This window comes from Leeuwenhoekiella aestuarii (genome assembly GCF_004104055.1).
Lineage (GTDB): Bacteria > Bacteroidota > Bacteroidia > Flavobacteriales > Flavobacteriaceae > Leeuwenhoekiella > Leeuwenhoekiella aestuarii.
Genome location: NZ_QOVJ01000006.1, coordinates 72,125 through 91,444, shown reverse-complemented (window position 1 = coordinate 91,444; position 19,320 = coordinate 72,125). Strand labels below are relative to the sequence as shown.

The following is a 19,320-nucleotide window of genomic DNA, read 5'->3' as shown; positions in this document are numbered from 1 at the left end:
TACGTTATATTTGAATGCCCAAACAGCCCTAAATGTCTTGGATACCGAACATTCACTTCGAAATCTCAGAGCGCAAAATACTACTGCGTATATTTGACCTTGTATTCATCTTTTTGATGATTGCATTGGTCTATAATGGTTTTGATTTTGATTATTTGAAATTTAAACCTAATAGCTGGAAGTGGGTATTTATTCTCATACTGTATTACACACTTTTTGCGGCAATCTTTGAGATGTATGACCTGCAGAAAGCAGCTTCATTTCAGACTACACTTAAAAATGTCTTATTAACGGTTTCTATGACCGTTTTGTTTTTTGTGTTAACGCCGTTTTTTACTCCGGTGTTACCAGAGAACCGCTTACAAATCTTATTTTTCTTTGGTTCTTTAGTTGTAGGATTGTTGCTGTGGCGCTATACTTATATTAACCTTATTTCTGCACCGCGATTCAATAAACGAATACTGGTTGTAGGAAATAGCTTTGATATCAATTTAATTGCAGAAAACCTTCATGTTGCAGATCCTAATTATCGTGTGATAGGTTTTGTAAATACAGATAATATAAAACCAGATTCTTTTGATCGAAGATTAAGGGCCATTGAAGTTGATAATTTACTGAAAGCCATAAAGCGTTATTCTGTTTCAGAAATCGTTGTGGCGAGTCCATCACAAGGTGTAGGAGTTGATTTGTATAATAAATTGATTACACTTTTAGAACAAGGATTCCCTATTAGAGAATATACTCAGGTTTATGAAGAAATTACGCAACGGGTCCCCGTGCAGCATGTAGAACGTGATTTTTATAAATATTTTCCATTTAGCCGAAGTAATAAGAATCGGTTTTACTTATTTGTCAGTAGTTTTTTTAATGTAATTTTTGCGGCATTCGTGTTGTTTTTGACACTTATTGTACTCCCTTTGATCCTTTTAGGAAATCTTATAGCAAATAGAGGGCCTCTGTTCTATACGCAGGTACGCGTTGGTCAAAACGGAAAGCATTTTAAGATTATAAAGTTTAGAACGATGGTGATTGATGCAGAATCTGGTGGAGCTCAATGGGCTCAGAAAAAGGATACGCGCATAACCCCTTTTGGTAAGTTTCTTCGAAACACACGTGTTGATGAAATTCCACAATGTATTAATGTTTTAAAAGGGGAAATGAGCCTTATAGGTCCTCGTCCAGAGCGTCCTGTTTTTGTAAAGGAGCTTTCAGAAAAGATCCCATTTTATGAAATACGACACGTTGTGAAGCCTGGTTTAACAGGTTGGGCTCAGGTGCGCGGACGCTATGCCGAATCTGTAGATGATACCTTAGAAAAATTACAATACGATTTGTTCTACATTAAGCACCGTAATGTGTTTCTCGATCTCAATATTTTACTAAAAACAATAAGTACGATAATTTACTATCGCGGTCAGTAGTTTTCAGGTAAGTTTCTAGTGCTTTTTTCTTTGGAAGAATGAAAAAATTAAAAGGCCAATTGCTGGAATAAAGGCCAGTTTAGCAAGATAATCCCCGTGCTTGCTGTAAACGGTAAGCTTGCTGTTTTTGTTTACATTGCCTTTTAAAGTTCCTCGTAAGCCATACCCTAATTCTTTCTCAATTTCTCCTTTCTGATTGATTATTGCTGAAATACCCGTGTTTGCGCTACGCGCGATACTTCTTCGGTTTTCTATAGCCCGAAGTCTGGCGTAGTTGAGGTGTTGTTTATGACCTTGAGTGTCTCCCCACCACGCATCATTAGTTATGATGGCTAAAAATTCTGCTCCAGCTTTAACATAATCAGTTACAAAATCTCCGTAAACCGACTCGTAACAAATAATAGGAGCAACTTTAGTTTCATTAATCCCTGTAAATGCGACTCTGTTTTTTTGAGTCGTTTTCATCGAAACCGTACCGCCCAGATCGATCATTACATCACCCAATATCGGTTTTAAAATACTTTGATACGGGAAATTTTCAACCCCAACGACCAATTTACTTTTGTGGTAAATCTGTGAGGTGTCTGATTGATTCAGTAAAAAAGCAGAGTTGAAAAAGTCTGCCCAAATCGGATTCCCAATCCGGTCTTTACCAACGTAGTTTGTTGTAGATAAAATATCTTCCTCGTTGGTATACAACCTGTAAAATTGAATTCCCGCCAGGTAGTTTAAGTCAGGATAAGTATTTAAAAAATCTTTTACTTTTTCCTTTTCGGCACTGTATTCAAAATTGCGAATATCTACACCGGCACCTTCAGCCAATACGGTTTCGGGAGCGATTAAGAAATCTGTTGAATCGGTTAGACTCTTAGAAGCTTCTTCAAAAAGTAAATCTGCAATACGCTCATTTGTAGTATTGTATTTTTCAGTATAGGGGTCAATATTCGGTTGAAGCAAAACAACTTCAACAGGATCTTGAGTTTCTGTATAGTTGTGATAAATAATTTGACTAGCACCAATAGGAATAAGAATTACTCCGGCAGCAACTGCTAATTTTATAAACAGCTTTCTTTGATTTTTTGTTTCGGCGAAAGCCAAAACTCCTTTAAAAATTAAAGCATTAACAACCCAAACCCAAAGTGTTCCGCCAAAAGTCCCCGTGAATTCATACCATTGAATCCAGCCGGTGTACGTAGCAAAACCATTGCCCAGATTGAGCCAGGGCCAAGAAAATTCCCAGTTAAGATGCATGAACTCAAAAAGCATCCATAGTGAAATGAGAAAAACCAGACTTAAGTTTACAGAAAGACTCTTGCTAACTCGTCTATAGAGCATCCATACAACTGTCATTAAAAGGGAATTTGCCAAAACAGCAAAACACATCCCAAATCCTGTGGAATTATACAGCCACCAAGTGGTTATGATATTGAATATAAAAAAGACTAAATAGGCAAGGCCGAAAAGTTTAAGTCCCGATTTTTTAACCGGTTTTAAAATGGATTTCTGTGTTACCCAAAGCAACGGAACGAAGCAGAAAAAGAGTAATAAAGGAAAACCATAAGTAGGCCAGGCTAATGCCAGTAAAAGTCCGGTAGTGATTGCTAAAATCAGATTTTTCATAAATACATAACCTAGTAAGGACTGCAAGTTACTATAAGCATATTTAAGTCTAAAGTACAATAACGCATTATAGATTAAAGGATTGTTAAACATCTATCAAATAGGCTATCACTAAGCGCTTAGTGGCTAACTTAGTGCAAAAACAAGCGATGCGAATTTTAATTACAGGTGCCACAGGTCTAGTGGGACAAGAATTGTGTAAACAACTATTAGATGCCGGGATTGCAGTAAATTATTTAACTACAAGTCCAGAGAAAGTAGAGACTAAAACAAACTATCATGGTTTTGTGTGGAATGCCAAAACCGGAGAGATTGATACAGCTTGCTTAGATGGTGTCACCAGCGTTGTTCACTTGGCAGGTGCGAGCATTGCAGAACGCTGGACAGATAGCTACAAGAAAACCATTTTAGAAAGTCGTACAAATACCGCAGCTCTTCTTTTTAAAACGTTACAGAATACGCCTAACGAGGTAAAACAGTTTGTTTCTGCTAGTGCTATAGGTGCATATCCTTCTTCAAAAACCAGTATTTATACCGAAGCTTTTAAGACCTATAATAAAGGATTTTTAGGAACTGTTGTTGAAGCTTGGGAAAAAGCAGCAAATCAGTTCCAAGAATTGGGGCTAAAAGTTGCAAAAGTACGTGTGGGTGTTGTTTTGGCAAAAGATGGTGGTGCATTAGAAAAATTAGCACAGCCAATAAAAGCATATGTAGGCGCTCCTTTGGGAGATGGTAAGCAATGGCAATCGTGGGTTCATTTAGAAGATTTAGCAGGAATATTTAAAACGGTTATTGAAGAGAATCTCGACGGGATTTATAACGCAGTAGCTCCAAATCCGGTAACCAATAAGACGTTGACTAAAGAGGTTGCTGCATTGTTAGATAAGCCTTTGATCTTACCTAATGTTCCAGAGTTTGCTTTAAAGCTTTTGCTAGGTGAGATGGCTGCTGTAGTTTTAGAAAGTCAGAAAGTGAGTTCAGAAAAGACCGAAACGATTTATAGTTTTAAATACAAACACTTACACAATGCTTTAAAAGATCTTTTAGGCTAGTCGGGTCATTTAAAACCGTAAAAGTTTATGCATAAAAAAACCGGCCTTGAGCCGGTTTTATAATTCAATAGTATTGAATGAGATTACATTTGTTGGTTAGCAACAATTGTAAATTCTAATTCAATCTCATCGTTGATGAATTTATCACCTAAGTTATCAAATACCGATTTAGAACCGTAGTTTACATTCCAGTCGGTACGGTCTATTGTAAATGGCTCAGATTTTAAAGTTAACGTGTTACCAGCAACTTCATAAGTTACAGGGAACTCGATGTTTTTCTTAGTTTCCTTAAGTGTAAGGTTACCAGCCATTATTTTCTTACCATCTTTTTCTGTTACTCCAGTAATTTCAAAAGCAGCAGTAGGGTATTTATTTACGTTAAAAAAGTCACCTTCTTTACCTTCAACTGTTCCTTTAAGGTGATCTTCAAGACTTGCTTTTTGATCTCCTTCAAGATCTGTAACAACTATAGAAGTCATATCGATTAGGAAACTACCACTAAGCATTTCATCTTCAAGGCGAACAACTCCAGATTCAAGACCTAAAGTACCTGTATGAGTACCAGTTGGTTTTGCACCTTCCCAGCTAATTTCTGATTCTTCTTTATCAAGCATAAATTTTGAAGCTTCAGCAGTTACTTCAGCAGCAGTTTCAGCATCTGCAGCTTCCGTTTCATTCTTAGCTTCATTTTTACAAGATACTGCAGCTGTAAGTAGCGCAGCCATAGTAAATAACGTTAAAAATTTAATTTTCATTTTAAATACTTTTTTAGTGTTAATTGAGAGTTCAAAAATAGAAGAAACAATAACATTTGCTCTTAAATAAACTATAAAATATATTGGTGACATTTTGACATTTTTACAACAATGGCAGTACTTTTGCCAATTGCAAAGCAAATAAGATATACAATGAGTTCAGAAAATAAAGAAGAGATCCTTCACGAGAACGAAGAAAATAAAGCGCAAGATGTGCAACAGGCTGATGCAGAGTCACAAAGTGATGCTGTTGAAATTGAAGATAGCGAAGATGAATTGGCTAAATATAAAGCTGACTTAGAAAAGGAAAAAGATAAGTTTTTACGTCTTTTTGCTGAATTTGAAAACTATAAACGTCGCACAAGTAAAGAGCGTGTAGAAATGTTTAAGACCGCAGGTCAGGAAGTTATGCAGGCTATGCTGCCAGTTCTGGACGATTTTGACAGAGCGATGACAGAAATTCAAAAAGCAAAAGACAAAAACCTGCAAAAAGGTGTAGAGCTTATCAGTAATAAGTTGAGAGAGACACTTAAGGCAAAAGGTTTAAAGCAAATGGAAGTAAAAACCGGTGACGCTTTTGATGCTGACTTACATGAAGCAATCACACAGATTCCGGCTCCTAAAGATAGCTTGAAAGGCAAAATTGTTGATGTAGTTGAGAACGGATATCAGTTAGGAGAAAAAATCATTCGCTACCCAAAGGTTGTAGTTGGGCAGTAAGAAGTAAGAGTTACTACTAATAAATTGAAGCAGAGACAGGGATGAAAGAAGATTATTACGACATACTAGGCTTAAGCAAAAATGCAACGGCTGCAGAGATAAAGAAGGCATATAGGAAGAAGGCGATCAAGTATCACCCAGATAAAAATCCGGGGGATTCTGAAGCTGAAGAACTCTTTAAGAAAGCTGCAGAAGCATATGAAGTACTAGGTGATGAAAATAAACGTGCGCGTTACGATCAATACGGTCATCAAGCCTTTGAAGGCGGTGGCTTTGGCGGCGGTGGCGGCATGAATATGGACGACATCTTTAGCCAGTTTGGTGATATTTTCGGTAGCGCCTTTGGCGGCGGCGGAGGCGGTTTTGGAGGTTTCGGTGGCGGCTTTGGCGGTCAGCGAAGAACCAAAGGGAGTAACTTACGTATACGTGTAAAACTTACTTTAGAAGAAATTGCCAATGGTGCAGAGAAAAAGATCAAAGTAAAGCGTAAAAAGCAAGCAAGCGGTACAACTTATAAAACCTGTACAACTTGTGGTGGTAGTGGTCAAGTTACTCGAGTTACGAATACGATTTTAGGTAGAATGCAAACAGCTTCTCCTTGTACAGCATGTGGCGGTAGCGGTCAGATTATAGAATCTAAAGCTGCAGACGCGGATTCCCAAGGAATGAAGACCGAAGAAGAAACGGTTTCTATCAAAATACCGGCTGGTGTTGTAGACGGAATGCAGTTAAAAGTTACCGGAAAAGGTAACGAAGCACCAGGTAATAATGGTATTGCAGGTGACTTGCTCGTTGTGATTGAAGAAGCGCAGCATGAGACATTAAGCCGTGAAGGAGATAATTTACATTACGATTTATATATAAGTATTCCTGAAGCAGTTCTGGGTACAAGTAAAGAGATCGATACCGTTACCGGTAAGGTGCGAATCAAAATTGAAGAGGGAGCTCAAAGCGGTAAGATATTACGTTTACGCGGAAAAGGTATTCCGTCAATTAACGGGTATGGTAAAGGAGATTTATTGGTACACGTGAATGTGTGGACGCCTAAAAACCTCAATAAAGAACAAAAAACTTTCTTTGAAAATATGCTTGATGATGAGCATTTCTCTCCACAACCACAGCGAGAGGATAAGTCTTTTTTCGAGAAGGTTAAAGACATGTTTTCTTAGATTTTAAGATGATATTAAGAAAAAAGTGTATATTTGAATATCACTAATCACTAGTTAGTGATATTTTTCTTTTTCATAGCAATTTTTTTCCCATCCTTGATGCAAATTAAGGGTGGGTTTTTGTTTTTTAGGACTTTAGCGTATCGTTTAGGTACTAAATAATTCTTAACTGGCCTATAGGCTGTAAGCTTTTCATATCTTTAGCTTTTATTTTTACTCGATAATCGAGATTTAAATATTATGGGGCTTGCCTCGAATTAAAAAGTTGTTTCATTATAATACCTTATGGGCTTGCTCAAGGTGATTTACATTCTATGACAGACCTCTTAGTCGCTGACCATATTCATAAAAAATACGGCAATTATACCGCACTCAATGATCTTTCTATTACTGTTCCAAAAGGAAGTATTTTTGGATTACTAGGTCCCAACGGGGCTGGTAAAACTACATTGATTCGCATTATTAATCAGATTACCATGCCAGATACCGGCACGGTTTTTTTAGATGGGGAACCTCTTGATCAAAAGCATATTATCAATATAGGGTATATGCCAGAAGAACGCGGCCTTTACAAGTCTATGAAAGTAGGGGAGCAGGTGATTTATTTAGCCAGACTAAAAGGACTCACTAAAGCAGAAGCAAAAGAACGCAGTACCTACTGGTTTGAGCGTTTAGGTATGATGAGTTGGTGGAATAAAAAAATACAAGAATTGTCTAAGGGTCAGGCGCAAAAAGTACAGTTTATTGTTACGGTGCTTCATAGGCCTAAGCTTTTAATTTTTGATGAACCTTTCAGTGGTTTTGATCCAATTAATGCATCGTTGATCAAAGACGAAATTCTTAAGTTACGTGAAGAAGGAGCTACCATACTTTTTTCAACACACCGTATGGAATCTGTTGAACAAATGTGTGATCACATTGCCCTAATGCATAAAAGCAATAAAATATTAGATGGTCGTTTGGTAGATATCAAACGGGCATACCGCACCAATACTTTTGAAATAGGTTTAGAAACAGCAAACGATAGTTTATCAGGTTTACAGCTTTTACAAACTGAAGTTTTAAATTCAATTCCTTCTAATTGGGAAATGCATGAAGCTCATTTTAAAACTATTAATGAAAATGATCTCAAAATACAAGTTAAAATTCCTGAAGATTTAAAACCTAACGAGTTGCTGAACTTTTTAGCAGCAAAAGGGACTATCAATCATTTTGTTGAAGTAGTGCCTACAGTAAATGATATATTTATTCAAACCATCAACGCAAATTAATGGGAGCTTTAGGTTTAATAATCAGAAGAGAATATAGAGCACGGGTAAGTAATCGCTCATTTATAATCATGACCTTTTTGAGTCCGTTGATTGTAGTGGGGATGATAATGCTTATTACCTATTTGACACAGCTCAATCAAGCCGGGAAACAAACCATTGTTGTGGTTGATGAAAGCGCAATGTTTTATAAAGAGTTTGAGAATACAGAGAGTATAGATTATTTGGATCTCTCTCCTGCCGGACTCGAAGTGGCTAAAACAGAGGTTGAAAAGAACAACTATTTTGGATTACTTTATATTCCTGAAAACGTAAAGAAAAATACATCTGGTGTAATTTTCTTCGGAAACGAAGCTCCGGGGATTTCTACCTTAGAAAGTATAGAGGAGCAAATTCAGACTAAAATCACCAATGAAAAGTTGCTGGATCGCGGAGTCGATCTAGATTTAATTGATGAAGCAAAAACCCTGGTTTCAATAAACATTGAGGACTTTCAAGGAGAACGGACTTCAAAAATATCAAGCTGGATCAAAGCCGGTTTTGGGGGTGGTGCCGGGTATTTGTTGATGATGTTTATCATCATTTATGGTAATATGGTTATGCGCTCTGTAATCGAAGAAAAAACGAATCGGATTATTGAGGTAATCATTTCATCAGTGAAGCCTTTTAAACTCATGATGGGTAAAATTATGGGAACGACATTGGCTGGTATCACGCAGTTTATGATTTGGTTGATTATAGGTGGAGGTTTGTTAACTTTTTTGACGCTTTATCTGGGTTTAGATGCAACAGCTCCCAATACACCTGTGGGTAATATGGCAACTACAGATCTTGATAAAATAGAACTTATCGTTCTTGATATTCTCAATTTACCCTTGCTCAAATTAGCCGGGTTCTTTCTGGTTTATTTTATAGGAGGATACTTCTTGTATAGCTCTATTTATGCGGCAATAGGTGCGGCGGTAGATAGTGAGACCGATACGCAACAGTTTATGCTTCCTATCATTATGCCGTTAATGTTGGCGATTTATGTGGGCTTTTTTGCAGTAATCGAGAATCCTGATGGTTCTGTAGCAACAATATTTTCTATGATACCGCTCACCTCGCCTATTGTTATGTTGATGCGTATTCCTTTTGGAGTACCGTGGTGGCAACTCGCTTTATCGGTAAGTATACTGGTAGCTAGTTTTATTTTTACCGTTTGGTTTGGTTCAAAAATATATAGGGTGGGGATTTTAATGTATGGTAAAAAACCTACTTATAAAGAAATTTTAAAGTGGATTAAGTACTAAGATGATTCAAGACGAAGTAAAAGAAACCGTTAAGGAAAGTGCCGAAAAGGTAAAGGACGTCCTCGAAGAAAATATATGGGGAACCATACAGGATTTTCTCGAGCTCGGTATTCATTTTAAAACAGGTAATACACCTATAGATTTTACTGTAGGCCATTTGTTACTGGTTGTGTTGTCATTTATAGTTGCAACAGCGGCCTTAAGGCTTATACGAAGCTTGATTACTCGTAAAATGGATCTTGAGAATGAGCTCAAGTTTAAGAGTATTTTCAAATTCATACGTTACATCGTTTATGTTATCGTTGTTGTTATCACCCTGAGCGCATCGGGTATTGATGTGACTGTTTTGCTCACCGCATCGGCAGCATTGTTCGTAGGTCTTGGTCTGGCGTTGCAAGATCTTTTTACTGATATTATTGGCGGAATTTTTATAATGATCGACAAGTCTTTATCTGTAGGAGATGTAGTTGAAATTGATGGTAAGGTCGGTCGCATATTTGAAATTAAGCTGCGTACTACAAGAGCGCTTACTCGCGATGATAAAGTAATCATTGTGCCTAATCATCATTTCATAAGTGACATCGTTTACAACTACACCCAGAACCATCGCACAACGCGAGAAACGGTAAAAGTTGGCGTAGCTTATGGTAGCGATACGAATTTGGTTCGTAAAATTTTATTAGAATGTGCAGGTCAACAAAATGGGGTTCTCAAAACTCCTAAACCTACGGTGCTTTTTGAAGATTTTGGTGATTCAGCTTTAATGTTTGGTGTTTATTTCTTTATTAACGATAGCTTCTCAGACCCTAGAATTAAAAGTGAAATTCGGTTTCGAATAGATCAAGAATTCAGGAAAAACAATATTACAATTCCGTTTCCACAGCGAGATGTACATTTTTACCGCACAAACTCTTCAGACTCCTAAAATATATATGATCAAGAAACTCATTTTTAGTATTACCGTGCTTTTTGCACTAAGTGCTCAGGCACAATCAACAGATATCGCTCGGGTAGAGTATATGCATATCCCTTTTAGTAATTCTGATAATGCGGTTGGACGTTTTAGGGCCTTGTTGCAGGTGCCTATTCCGTTGGATAAAGACTTGAATAAAATAATCGTTGCCGGGTTTGAATACCGAAATGTAAACGTTGATATAAAGGATGCGGTTCCTGCAGGATTCAACATTCAAGATGTAAGTTCATTACACCGTATTTCTGGCTACGTGGGTTATGTTTGGAAGCCCAAAGAAAACTGGCGTTTTGGAGTAAAAGCGGGTGCACGTATAAACTCAAATCTAGCCGGAAGTTTGGTTAGTGATGACTGGATTTACACGGCTTCGATTTACGCAATAAACGATATGAAAGATGCTTCTACCACAAAGCCATATCGCTGGATTTTTGGGCTTGATTATTCAACTACTCCGGGACGTAACTTTCCGCTTCCGTTAGTTAATTATTACCGGGAATTTCATCCCAACTGGACCTATACCCTCGGTGTACCTAAAACAAATATTCGGCATTATTTAAACGATGATCATAAAGATGCTTTACAGGCTTTTGTTACACTTGATAACTTTTTTGCTAACATTCAGAACAACATGACTATAAATGATCAAACAGCAGAAAATATTTCGATGACGATTATTCTGGGTGGTTTAGGATATGAGCATTTTTTCACAAAGCATTTGCTATATTATGCATACGCAACACATTCAATAAATAATGACTTTAGATTGCGTAATAATAACCGGGACGATATTTACAAGATAAATAGCGACAATACGTTTTATTTTAGAACCGGTGTCAAATTTAAATTTTAGAGATGTCAAAAATATTAATCATAGAAGATGAAGCGGCCATCCGCAGGGTTTTAACTAAAATTCTTACAGAGGAAAGTAAAGAATATCAGGTAGAGGAAGCTGAGGACGGTCTGGCAGGGATGGAGAAAATTAAAGACAATGATTATGATCTTGTTCTCTGTGATATTAAAATGCCAAAGATGGATGGCGTAGAGGTACTGGAAGCTACAAAAAAGATAAAGCCTGAAATACCCATGGTCATGATTTCGGGGCACGGAGATCTGGATACCGCTGTAAATACGATGCGTTTGGGCGCCTTTGATTATATTTCAAAGCCACCGGATCTCAACAGACTTTTAAACACGGTTCGAAATGCTTTAGACCGAAAGAATCTGGTTGTTGAAAATACCCGTCTCAAGAAGAAGGTCAGTAAGCAGTATGAGATGATTGGTGAGAGCGAAGCCATTATCAAGATCAAAGATATTATAGAAAAAGTAGCTCCCACCGAAGCGCGTGTACTCATTACCGGGCCTAATGGAACGGGGAAAGAACTCGTAGCGCATTGGCTTCACGAGAAAAGTGATCGCGCAAAAGGCCCTATGATTGAGGTGAATTGTGCTGCGATACCTTCAGAATTGATAGAGAGTGAACTTTTTGGTCATGTGAAAGGCGCTTTTACTTCAGCAAATAAAGATCGCGCCGGTAAATTTGAAGCTGCTAATGGCGGAACAATATTTCTAGATGAGATAGGCGATATGAGTCTTTCGGCGCAAGCCAAAGTGCTACGTGCACTTCAGGAGAATAGAGTTTCTCGTGTGGGTAGTGATAAAGATATTAAAGTAGATGTTCGTGTTTTAGCGGCAACCAATAAAGACCTTAAGAAAGAAATAGCAGAGGGTAAATTTAGAGAAGATTTATACCATCGCCTGGCTGTGATTTTAGTACCTGTTCCTGCATTAAATGATCGTAGAGACGATATTCCGTTACTAGTAACTCATTTTTCTAATAAGGTAGCAACAGAGCAAGGGACTGCTGTTAAAAACTTCACTGATAAGGCAATCAGTAAATTACAAGAGTACGACTGGACCGGTAATATTAGAGAGTTGCGTAATGTTGTGGAGCGCTTAATTATTTTGGGTGGAAGTGAAGTCTCTGAAGAAGATGTAAAACTTTTTGCCAGTAAATAGTTTTGATGAAAACCTCTGAAAATTTTAATATCTATTACCGCATAAATAACCAACTATGAAAGCTTCAGATTATCAAATTACACAACCTATTCAGTTAAAAGACCGGGAAACCCATCAGGATTTCGGTAAGAAAAAAGAACTTGAAAAAGAGCTGGATTCGGTTAGTAAAAAGATTGCAGAAATTCAAAACGCCATGTATGCGCAAGGTAAATATGCCGCGTTGATCTGTATTCAAGGCATGGATACTGCCGGGAAGGATAGTTTGATTCGGGAGGTTTTTAAAAACTTCAACGCTCGCGGTGTTGTTGTTCATAGTTTTAAAGTTCCTACAAGTTTAGAGTTGGGCCACGATTATTTATGGCGTCATTATATTGCATTACCAGCTCGGGGCAAGTTTGGTATTTTTAACCGTACCCATTATGAGAACGTCTTGGTGACACGGGTACATCCGGAATATGTTTTGAACGAAAACATTCCGGGAATTGATAGTGTTTCAGATATTGATGAAGCATTCTGGGAAAAGCGTTTTGAGCAGATCAATAATTTTGAAAAGCACATTGCTGAAAACGGGACCATCATCTTTAAATTCTTCTTGCATCTCTCTAAAGAAGAGCAAAAGAACAGGTTGCTGCGTCGTCTCAATAAACCCAATAAAAACTGGAAGTTTTCTGCAGCAGATTTAAAAGAACGCGAACTCTGGGATGAATATCAGAAATGCTATGAAGATGCCCTTAATAAAACTTCAAAATTTCACGCCCCGTGGTATATTATCCCTGCAGATGATAAGCCTACTGCGCGTTTGATTTTAGCTAATATATTACTCGAAAAACTTTCGGAATATAAAGATATTATAGAGCCGGAGCTAGATGCGAAAACAAAGCATAACCTTGATGCGTACCGCAAGCAACTGGAAACGGAATAAATAAGTTCAGCTTTAACATAAAATCGCTTCAATTGAGGCGATTTTTTTGTTTAATGAAACCATATACCGTAATAGAATCTTAATTTTAAAGTTCATCTAAAAAACACAACAAATTTTGAAAAGAATTTATCTACTCCTCGTAGCCTTATTAAGTCTAAACGTCCTTTCTGCACAGACTGTAAAAGACTCGGTACAACTGCGTAATTTTTATGATTTATCACTTTTAGACGGTCAGAGTTATGAGTGGCTTGATGCTTTGTCTAATGAAATTGGACCACGTCTAAGCGGTAGCACGGGAGCAGAAAAGGCTGTACAATGGGCTAAAGAAGAATTAGAGGGCATAGGCCTTGATAAAGTATGGTTGCAGCCTGTAATGGTTCCCAAATGGGAGCGTGGTGCTCCTGAAAAAGCTTTTATTGAAGGAGTAGACACCAAAGTAGATGTGCCGATTTGCGCATTGGGAGGTTCTATTGCAACTAAACCTTCTGGCATTACTGCAGAAGTAATCGAAGTACAAGGACTGGATGATCTGGCTAAATACGGTGAAGATCGAATTAAAGGTAAAATTGTTTTTTACAACCGCCCCATGCAGGCAGACCTTATTCAGACGTTTAATGCCTATGGTGGTTGTGTGGATCAGCGTTATTCTGGAGCTAAAGAAGCAGCAAAATATGGAGCGGTAGGCGTGATCGTGCGATCTATGAATTTAAGAATGGATGACCTGCCACACACGGGTGCGATGTCTTATGGTGATTTGCCAAACGAGCAGCGAATCCCGGCAGCTGCTATCAGTACTAATGGTGCAGCGCTTTTAAGTAAAATGCTTAAAAAAGATGAGAAGACTCAGTTTTATTTAAAAATGAACTGTAAAAACTATGAAGAAGATGTGCCTTCTTTTAATGTGATTGGCGAGATCACGGGCAGTGAGAAACCTAATGAATTTATGGTTGTAGGTGGTCATTTAGATTCATGGGATTTGGGAGACGGAAGCCATGACGATGGAGCAGGTGTTGTACAAAGTATGGAGGTTTTAAGGTTGATGAAAGCAGCTAACTATAAGCCAAAACACAGTATTCGTGTGGTGCTTTTTATGAATGAAGAGAACGGTCTGCGCGGCGGTACTGAATATGCTAAGGTAGCTAAAGAAGAAGGGGAGAAGCACGTTTTTGCTTTAGAAAGTGATGCCGGTGGTTTTACACCTAGAGGTTTTTCTTTTGATGCAGACGCGGCAAACTTTGCTCAGGTACAAAGCTGGATTCCATTATTCAAACCCTATTTGATCCACTTTTTTGAATTAGGAGGTAGCGGTGCAGATGTTGGTCCATTAAAAGAAGAAGGTACAGTTCTTGCAGGATTACGACCTGATTCTCAGCGTTATTTTGATCATCATCATGCGAGTAATGATACTTTTGATGCGGTAAATAAAAGAGAATTAGAATTAGGCGCTGCAACAATGACCAGCCTGGTTTACTTATTTGATACTTATGGAGTGAAACCCGCAATACCAAACCGACAACCGCTTAAGAAATAAGTTTTGCTGTTAAACTTCTACTAAGTAAAGACCTCGTTATCACGAGGTCTTTTATTTTTGATAGAAATCAGAACTAACAACCAAACCATGGCAATTTTAGGCGCACTCATAAAAGGTATTATAGATATATCAGATAAAGTAATCCCTGAATCTAATCCTTTAGAAGAGCAAGAAGAAGTACTTAAAAAATTGCTTGAAAAAGCTAAGAATACGCAGTTTGGTTTGTTTTATGGTTTTGATGCTATTTTAAAGTCTGAGAATGTAGCAAAAACATTTGCAGAGGAAGTTCCATTTTTTGATTACAATAGTCTTAATGAAGAGTGGTGGTCTAAATTACACGATGGCGAGGTAGATGTAACGTGGCCCGGAACGCCAGATTATTTTGCGTTAAGTAGCGGTACCACGGGCAAGAGCAGTAAACGTATTCCTGTAACAGACGAGATGGTTGATGCTATTCGTACAGCCGGTATTAAGCAAGTAGGGGCATTGGCTCATTTTGATCTGGAGTCTGATTTCTTTGAAAAGGAAATTATGATGCTGGGAAGTTCTACAGATCTCGCAAAGCGAAATGGTCACGAGGAAGGTGAAATTAGTGGGATAAGCGCTAGTAATATTCCGTTTTGGTTTAGAGGGTATTACAAGCCGGGTGAAGATATCGCGAAGATCGAAGATTGGGATGAACGCGTGCAACATATTGCTGAGAAAGCTGAAGAATGGGATATTGGTGCTTTAAGCGGAATTCCGAGCTGGATCGAGCTGATGCTAGAGAAAGTCATTGAGTACCATGATCTTAAGAATATTCATGAGATTTGGCCTAATCTTCAGGTGTATACTTCAGGAGGGGTGGCGTTTCAGCCTTATGAAAAAAGCTTTAATGCTTTACTAGGAAAACCAATTACTGTAATTGATACCTATCTGGCTTCAGAAGGTTTCATTGCATTTCAGGCTAGACCTGAAACCCAGTCTATGAAACTGGTTACAGATAACGGAATCTATTTTGAATTTGTACCGATGAATCCTGACTATATTAATGAGGATGGCTCAATCGTACAAGATGCGCCGGTGGTTAGTTTGGCTGACGTAGAAGAAGATCAAGACTATATTTTGATCATTTCAACGGTTTCAGGATCGTGGAGGTATTTAATAGGTGATACGATTGCCTTTACAGATAAAGCTAGAGCAGAAATAAAAATTACAGGTAGAACTAAGTTTTTCCTGAACACCGTGGGTTCTCAACTCTCGGTAAATAAAATGGAAGCCGCTGTACAGGAGTTGGAAGAAAAGTTTGATATCAAAATACCTGAGTTTACTATTGCTGCAAAGCGTAATCCGGAAGACGATGAGTTTTATCACTATTGGTATTTAGGGACCGAAACTTCAGTTTCTAATGAAGAGCTGGCTGACGCCTTAGATAAAAGCTTACAAGATGCCAATAAAAATTATGCGGTAGCTCGCAGTAAAGCGCTTAAAGGTGTTTTTGTAAACACCGTAAATCCTGATGTTTTTTACGAATGGAGTGGCGCCAATAAGAAAAAAGGCGGACAAGTAAAAATGGAAAAAGTAATGAACGAAGAGAAGTTTGCCGAGTGGGAGGCATTTGTAAAAGAGCAGGCTTAATTTTCTAGCTCTTCTTCGGGTATTTTATTTTCATTAATAAGTATCATAATCTCTTCTGGAGATAGGTAAAGCCTTTTTATTCTGGCTTTATAGATTTCTGATATGTGCGCATGATTCAGAATAAAATCTTTAGTCTTTAAAATATATTCTCCCATTCCGTGGGCTACAGCAAAGGTATCTGCAGCACGTTCTGCTTCTCGAATAAATTTTGGGAAATACAGGTATTTTAATCCAAACCAGATCAAGCCTAAGCTGCTGCGATCCCGGTAATCCATAATGTGACCCAGTTCATGACCAATCCATCCAATTAGTACGTCAGAAGGAATATCGGTAATTTTAAATGCTTCATCTTCAATCTTTACCTTTTTGCTTATAAAGATCACATAATCACGCTTTTTTCTAGGTCTTAAAAGTGATTTAAAAACAGGCTGAGCCTGCATAGTAGATTTCTTAATATCGTTTTTGAATTTTAAAGAGATATTAGTATCAGCCAACTGGGGGTAGTATGATAGTGCAATTCTGGCTTCTTTTTCTATGCTTAGAGGGATGTCTTTATGTTCCAGATTTTCGATGTACTTCATAAGAAAGGTAAAGTTATGCATCGCCCTAAAAATTCGCTGTTAATGCCATTGTAAATTCAAAATTCTTAACGAGCAATGCTTCCTTTAAAATCAGAAGAGTCTTAATCTTTAGTATTACTTTTGCAGTCCTAAAAAAATGCTGTTTTGTTAGCTGATTATACTAAAGAATTCCGTCAAAATTTGAAGATCGCCTATCCGGTAATGTTGGGCCAACTGGGGCATATTCTGGTTGCGCTTGCAGATAACCTGATGGTTGGGCGATTGGGTCCTGCACAACTTGCAGCTGTCTCACTGGGTAACAGTCTTATTTTTATTGCACTTTCTCTAGGGATTGGTTTTTCATTTGCAATTACGCCATTAGTCGCAGAAGCAGATGGTAAAGGAGATGTGCAAACCGGAAGAAATTATTTTCACCACGGTATCGTGATGTGTGCTTTAAACGGAATTTTACTTTTTGTTCTGTTACTTCTTGCTAAGCCTATCTTATATTACCTCGATCAGCCGGTTGAGGTTGTAGAACTTGCAATTCCGTATATGGATATTGTTGCATTTTCGTTGATTCCTTTGATGGTTTTTCAGGCATTCAAACAGTTTGCTGACGGTTTGTCAAACACGCGCTATGCGATGTATGCAACACTGGTTTCTAATGTAGTGAATGTGTTTTTCAACTTTATTCTTATTTATGGTTTTTGGATTTTTCCAAGACTGGAATTAGTAGGTGCCGCTTACGGAACGCTCATTTCACGGTTTTTTATGCTGTGGATGCTCTATTATATTCTAAGCCGAAAAAACAAATTCAAGCCTTATTTTATCTGGACGCGTCGCAAAGCTTTTCAACTTCCTGTTTTTAAGAAGCTTTTTGATCTGGGATTTCCTACCGCTATGCAAATGCTGTTTGAAGTTTCGTTATTTACTTCATGTATTTTTCTTTCAGGAATTTTAGGGACTAATGCTCAGGCAGCCAATCAAATTGCACTAAATCTCGCTGCAATGACTTTTATGATAGCTGTAGGGCTGGGTGTTACTGCGACCATTCGCGTGGGAAATCAAAAAGGCAAATCTGATTATAAAAATATGCGCCGCATTGCATTTTCACTCTTTTTACAGGTTTTTCTGATCGAGGCGGTATTTGCAATAGGCTTTATTTTGCTCAAAGATATTCTACCTACGTTCTATTTAGATAATATTGAGGTCATTGCGTTGGCAGCTCAATTGCTCATTGTTGCCGCCCTTTTTCAGCTTAGTGATGGTTTGCAAGTGGTTATTTTAGGTGCACTCCGTGGCTTGCAAGATGTTAATATCCCGACGGGAATTTGCTTTATTGCTTATTGGTTAGTAGGCTTTCCAGTAGCTTGGTATTTTGGTCAGGCAGATCAGATGGGGAGTCAGGGAATTTGGTACGGTTTGTTAGCCGGGCTCAGTGCTTCGGCGGTGTTGTTATATATTCGTTTTAATTATTTAAGCCGAAAATTGATCCATAAAAATTCTGTAGAATCTTCAATAGAAACAGAATTATGAACGAGTTGCTAACTGATGAAGTTTATGAAGGAGTTGACTTTGTTATAAACCCAATTATTGCAGATTTTGAAGATTGCATCTTTAAGAGTTGTCTTTTTGCAAAAGCAAATCTATCTAAGTTGACTTTTATAAATTGCACCTTTGAAAATTGTGACTTGAGCGCTGTAAAATTGACGCAGACCGCTTTGCAAGAATGTGAGTTTATAGACTGTAAAATGCTGGGTATTGCTTTTGAAGCATGTTCAGATTTTCTGTTTCAGATCAATTGCCAGTCTTGTATTCTTAATTTCAGTAGTTTTTATAAGTTAGATTTGACTTTGTCTCAGTTTTATCAATGTCAGTTTAAGGAAGCAGATTTTACAGAGGCAAATCTGAGTACTGTATTTTTAAGTGAATGTGATCTTGCAGGTGCGACTTTTGAAAAAACAAATTTGCAAAAGACTGATTTTTCTTCGGCATTAAACTACACCTTAAATCCCGATAAAAATAAGATTGCCGGTGCGGTTTTTAGTAAGGAAGGAATTGCAGGGTTGTTGTCCTCGTATAAAATAAAAATTGTCTGATTTTGAATCCAGAAAGTCTTGTAGAGCTAGCGCATTATAAAATGCCTTTTGGTAAGTATAAAGACCGTTATCTGGTTGAGATCCCTGAATATTATTTTGGTTGGTTTAAGCAAAAAGGCTTCCCTGAAGGAAAACTAGGTTTTATGATGGAGCAAATGCACGAGATAAAAATCAATGGCTTAGAGGAACTTATCTTTAAGATCAGGCGTGAATACCCGGCTCCTAAACCCAAAAGAAAGTCTTAAAAATAATACCATTTTCAGCTTAAAAGGTTCGCCAATAAATCCCTACCTTTGCATCCCGTA

At 37.8% G+C, this 19,320-nt stretch carries 18 protein-coding genes; 15 read left to right on the top strand and 3 right to left on the bottom strand.

Features of this window, described 5'->3' with window-relative positions; genetic code table 11:
- The first annotated feature begins 32 nt into the window (after positions 1–32).
- Positions 33–1,421, top strand: a complete 1,389-nt coding sequence (locus DSM03_RS14475) for a sugar transferase (protein WP_128762462.1) — start codon at positions 33–35, stop codon at positions 1,419–1,421.
- Positions 1,422–1,436: 15 nt separating this feature from the next.
- Here the strand turns inward: DSM03_RS14475 and lnt are convergent, their stop codons facing one another.
- Positions 1,437–3,041: an apolipoprotein N-acyltransferase gene (gene lnt / locus DSM03_RS14470; RefSeq protein WP_128762461.1), complete on the bottom strand. Its 1,605-nt coding sequence runs from the start codon at positions 3,039–3,041 to the stop codon at positions 1,437–1,439.
- 149 nt (positions 3,042–3,190) lie between these two features.
- Between lnt and DSM03_RS14465 the strand changes: the two genes are divergently transcribed.
- Positions 3,191–4,093: a TIGR01777 family oxidoreductase gene (locus tag DSM03_RS14465; RefSeq protein WP_128762460.1), complete on the top strand. Its 903-nt coding sequence runs from the start codon at positions 3,191–3,193 to the stop codon at positions 4,091–4,093.
- 83 nt (positions 4,094–4,176) lie between these two features.
- Here the strand turns inward: DSM03_RS14465 and DSM03_RS14460 are convergent, their stop codons facing one another.
- Positions 4,177–4,848: a YceI family protein gene (locus tag DSM03_RS14460; RefSeq protein ID WP_128762459.1), complete on the bottom strand. Its 672-nt coding sequence runs from the start codon at positions 4,846–4,848 to the stop codon at positions 4,177–4,179.
- Between the two features lie 153 nt (positions 4,849–5,001).
- On the opposite strand from DSM03_RS14460, the gene DSM03_RS14455 reads away from it, so the two are divergent.
- From DSM03_RS14455 to DSM03_RS14410, 10 genes are all read left to right on the top strand, one after another.
- The gene (locus DSM03_RS14455) at positions 5,002–5,568 is read left to right on the top strand and encodes a nucleotide exchange factor GrpE (protein WP_128762458.1); all 567 of its coding nucleotides are present in this window, start codon (positions 5,002–5,004) and stop codon (positions 5,566–5,568) included.
- A 41-nt stretch (positions 5,569–5,609) separates the two neighbouring features.
- Positions 5,610–6,737 (top strand): molecular chaperone DnaJ, encoded by a 1,128-nt coding sequence (gene dnaJ, locus DSM03_RS14450; protein ID WP_128762457.1) that lies wholly within the window; start codon positions 5,610–5,612, stop codon positions 6,735–6,737.
- A 314-nt stretch (positions 6,738–7,051) separates the two neighbouring features.
- On the top strand, positions 7,052–8,008 hold the full coding sequence (locus DSM03_RS14445) for an ABC transporter ATP-binding protein (RefSeq protein WP_128762456.1): 957 nt from the start codon (positions 7,052–7,054) through the stop codon (positions 8,006–8,008).
- On the top strand, positions 8,008–9,297 hold the full coding sequence (locus tag DSM03_RS14440; protein ID WP_128762455.1) for an ABC transporter permease: 1,290 nt from the start codon (positions 8,008–8,010) through the stop codon (positions 9,295–9,297). Before DSM03_RS14445 ends, DSM03_RS14440 begins: the two co-directional genes overlap by 1 nt.
- Before the next feature lies 1 nt (position 9,298).
- On the top strand, positions 9,299–10,222 hold the full coding sequence (locus DSM03_RS14435; RefSeq protein ID WP_128762454.1) for a mechanosensitive ion channel family protein: 924 nt from the start codon (positions 9,299–9,301) through the stop codon (positions 10,220–10,222).
- Between the two features lie 7 nt (positions 10,223–10,229).
- A complete protein-coding gene (locus DSM03_RS14430; protein ID WP_128762453.1) occupies positions 10,230–11,117 on the top strand; it encodes a hypothetical protein in 888 nt (295 codons plus the stop codon).
- 2 nt (positions 11,118–11,119) lie between these two features.
- Positions 11,120–12,283 (top strand): sigma-54-dependent transcriptional regulator, encoded by a 1,164-nt coding sequence (locus tag DSM03_RS14425; protein WP_128762452.1) that lies wholly within the window; start codon positions 11,120–11,122, stop codon positions 12,281–12,283.
- A gap of 55 nt (positions 12,284–12,338) precedes the next feature.
- On the top strand, positions 12,339–13,205 hold the full coding sequence (locus DSM03_RS14420) for a PPK2 family polyphosphate kinase (RefSeq protein WP_128762451.1): 867 nt from the start codon (positions 12,339–12,341) through the stop codon (positions 13,203–13,205).
- Positions 13,206–13,320: 115 nt separating this feature from the next.
- A complete protein-coding gene (locus DSM03_RS14415) occupies positions 13,321–14,736 on the top strand; it encodes a M20/M25/M40 family metallo-hydrolase (RefSeq protein WP_128762450.1) in 1,416 nt (471 codons plus the stop codon).
- A gap of 87 nt (positions 14,737–14,823) precedes the next feature.
- Positions 14,824–16,353: a GH3 family acyl-acid amido synthetase gene (locus DSM03_RS14410; protein ID WP_128762449.1), complete on the top strand. Its 1,530-nt coding sequence runs from the start codon at positions 14,824–14,826 to the stop codon at positions 16,351–16,353.
- Here DSM03_RS14410 and DSM03_RS14405 read toward each other — a convergent pair.
- On the bottom strand, positions 16,350–16,934 hold the full coding sequence (locus DSM03_RS14405; RefSeq protein WP_128762448.1) for a hypothetical protein: 585 nt from the start codon (positions 16,932–16,934) through the stop codon (positions 16,350–16,352). The genes DSM03_RS14410 and DSM03_RS14405 overlap by 4 nt on opposite strands.
- 201 nt (positions 16,935–17,135) lie before the next feature.
- Here DSM03_RS14405 and DSM03_RS14400 point away from each other — a divergent pair, with 201 nt between their 5' ends.
- Genes DSM03_RS14400 through DSM03_RS14390 form a run of 3 tightly spaced genes read left to right on the top strand, consistent with a single transcriptional unit; the run spans position 17,136 to position 19,260 of the window.
- A complete protein-coding gene (locus tag DSM03_RS14400; protein WP_128762559.1) occupies positions 17,136–18,452 on the top strand; it encodes an MATE family efflux transporter in 1,317 nt (438 codons plus the stop codon).
- Positions 18,449–19,015 (top strand): pentapeptide repeat-containing protein, encoded by a 567-nt coding sequence (locus DSM03_RS14395; protein WP_128762447.1) that lies wholly within the window; start codon positions 18,449–18,451, stop codon positions 19,013–19,015. The genes DSM03_RS14400 and DSM03_RS14395 overlap by 4 nt, the downstream gene beginning before the upstream one ends.
- Before the next feature lie 2 nt (positions 19,016–19,017).
- Positions 19,018–19,260: a DUF3820 family protein gene (locus tag DSM03_RS14390; protein WP_128762446.1), complete on the top strand. Its 243-nt coding sequence runs from the start codon at positions 19,018–19,020 to the stop codon at positions 19,258–19,260.
- Positions 19,261–19,320 lie beyond the last annotated feature (60 nt).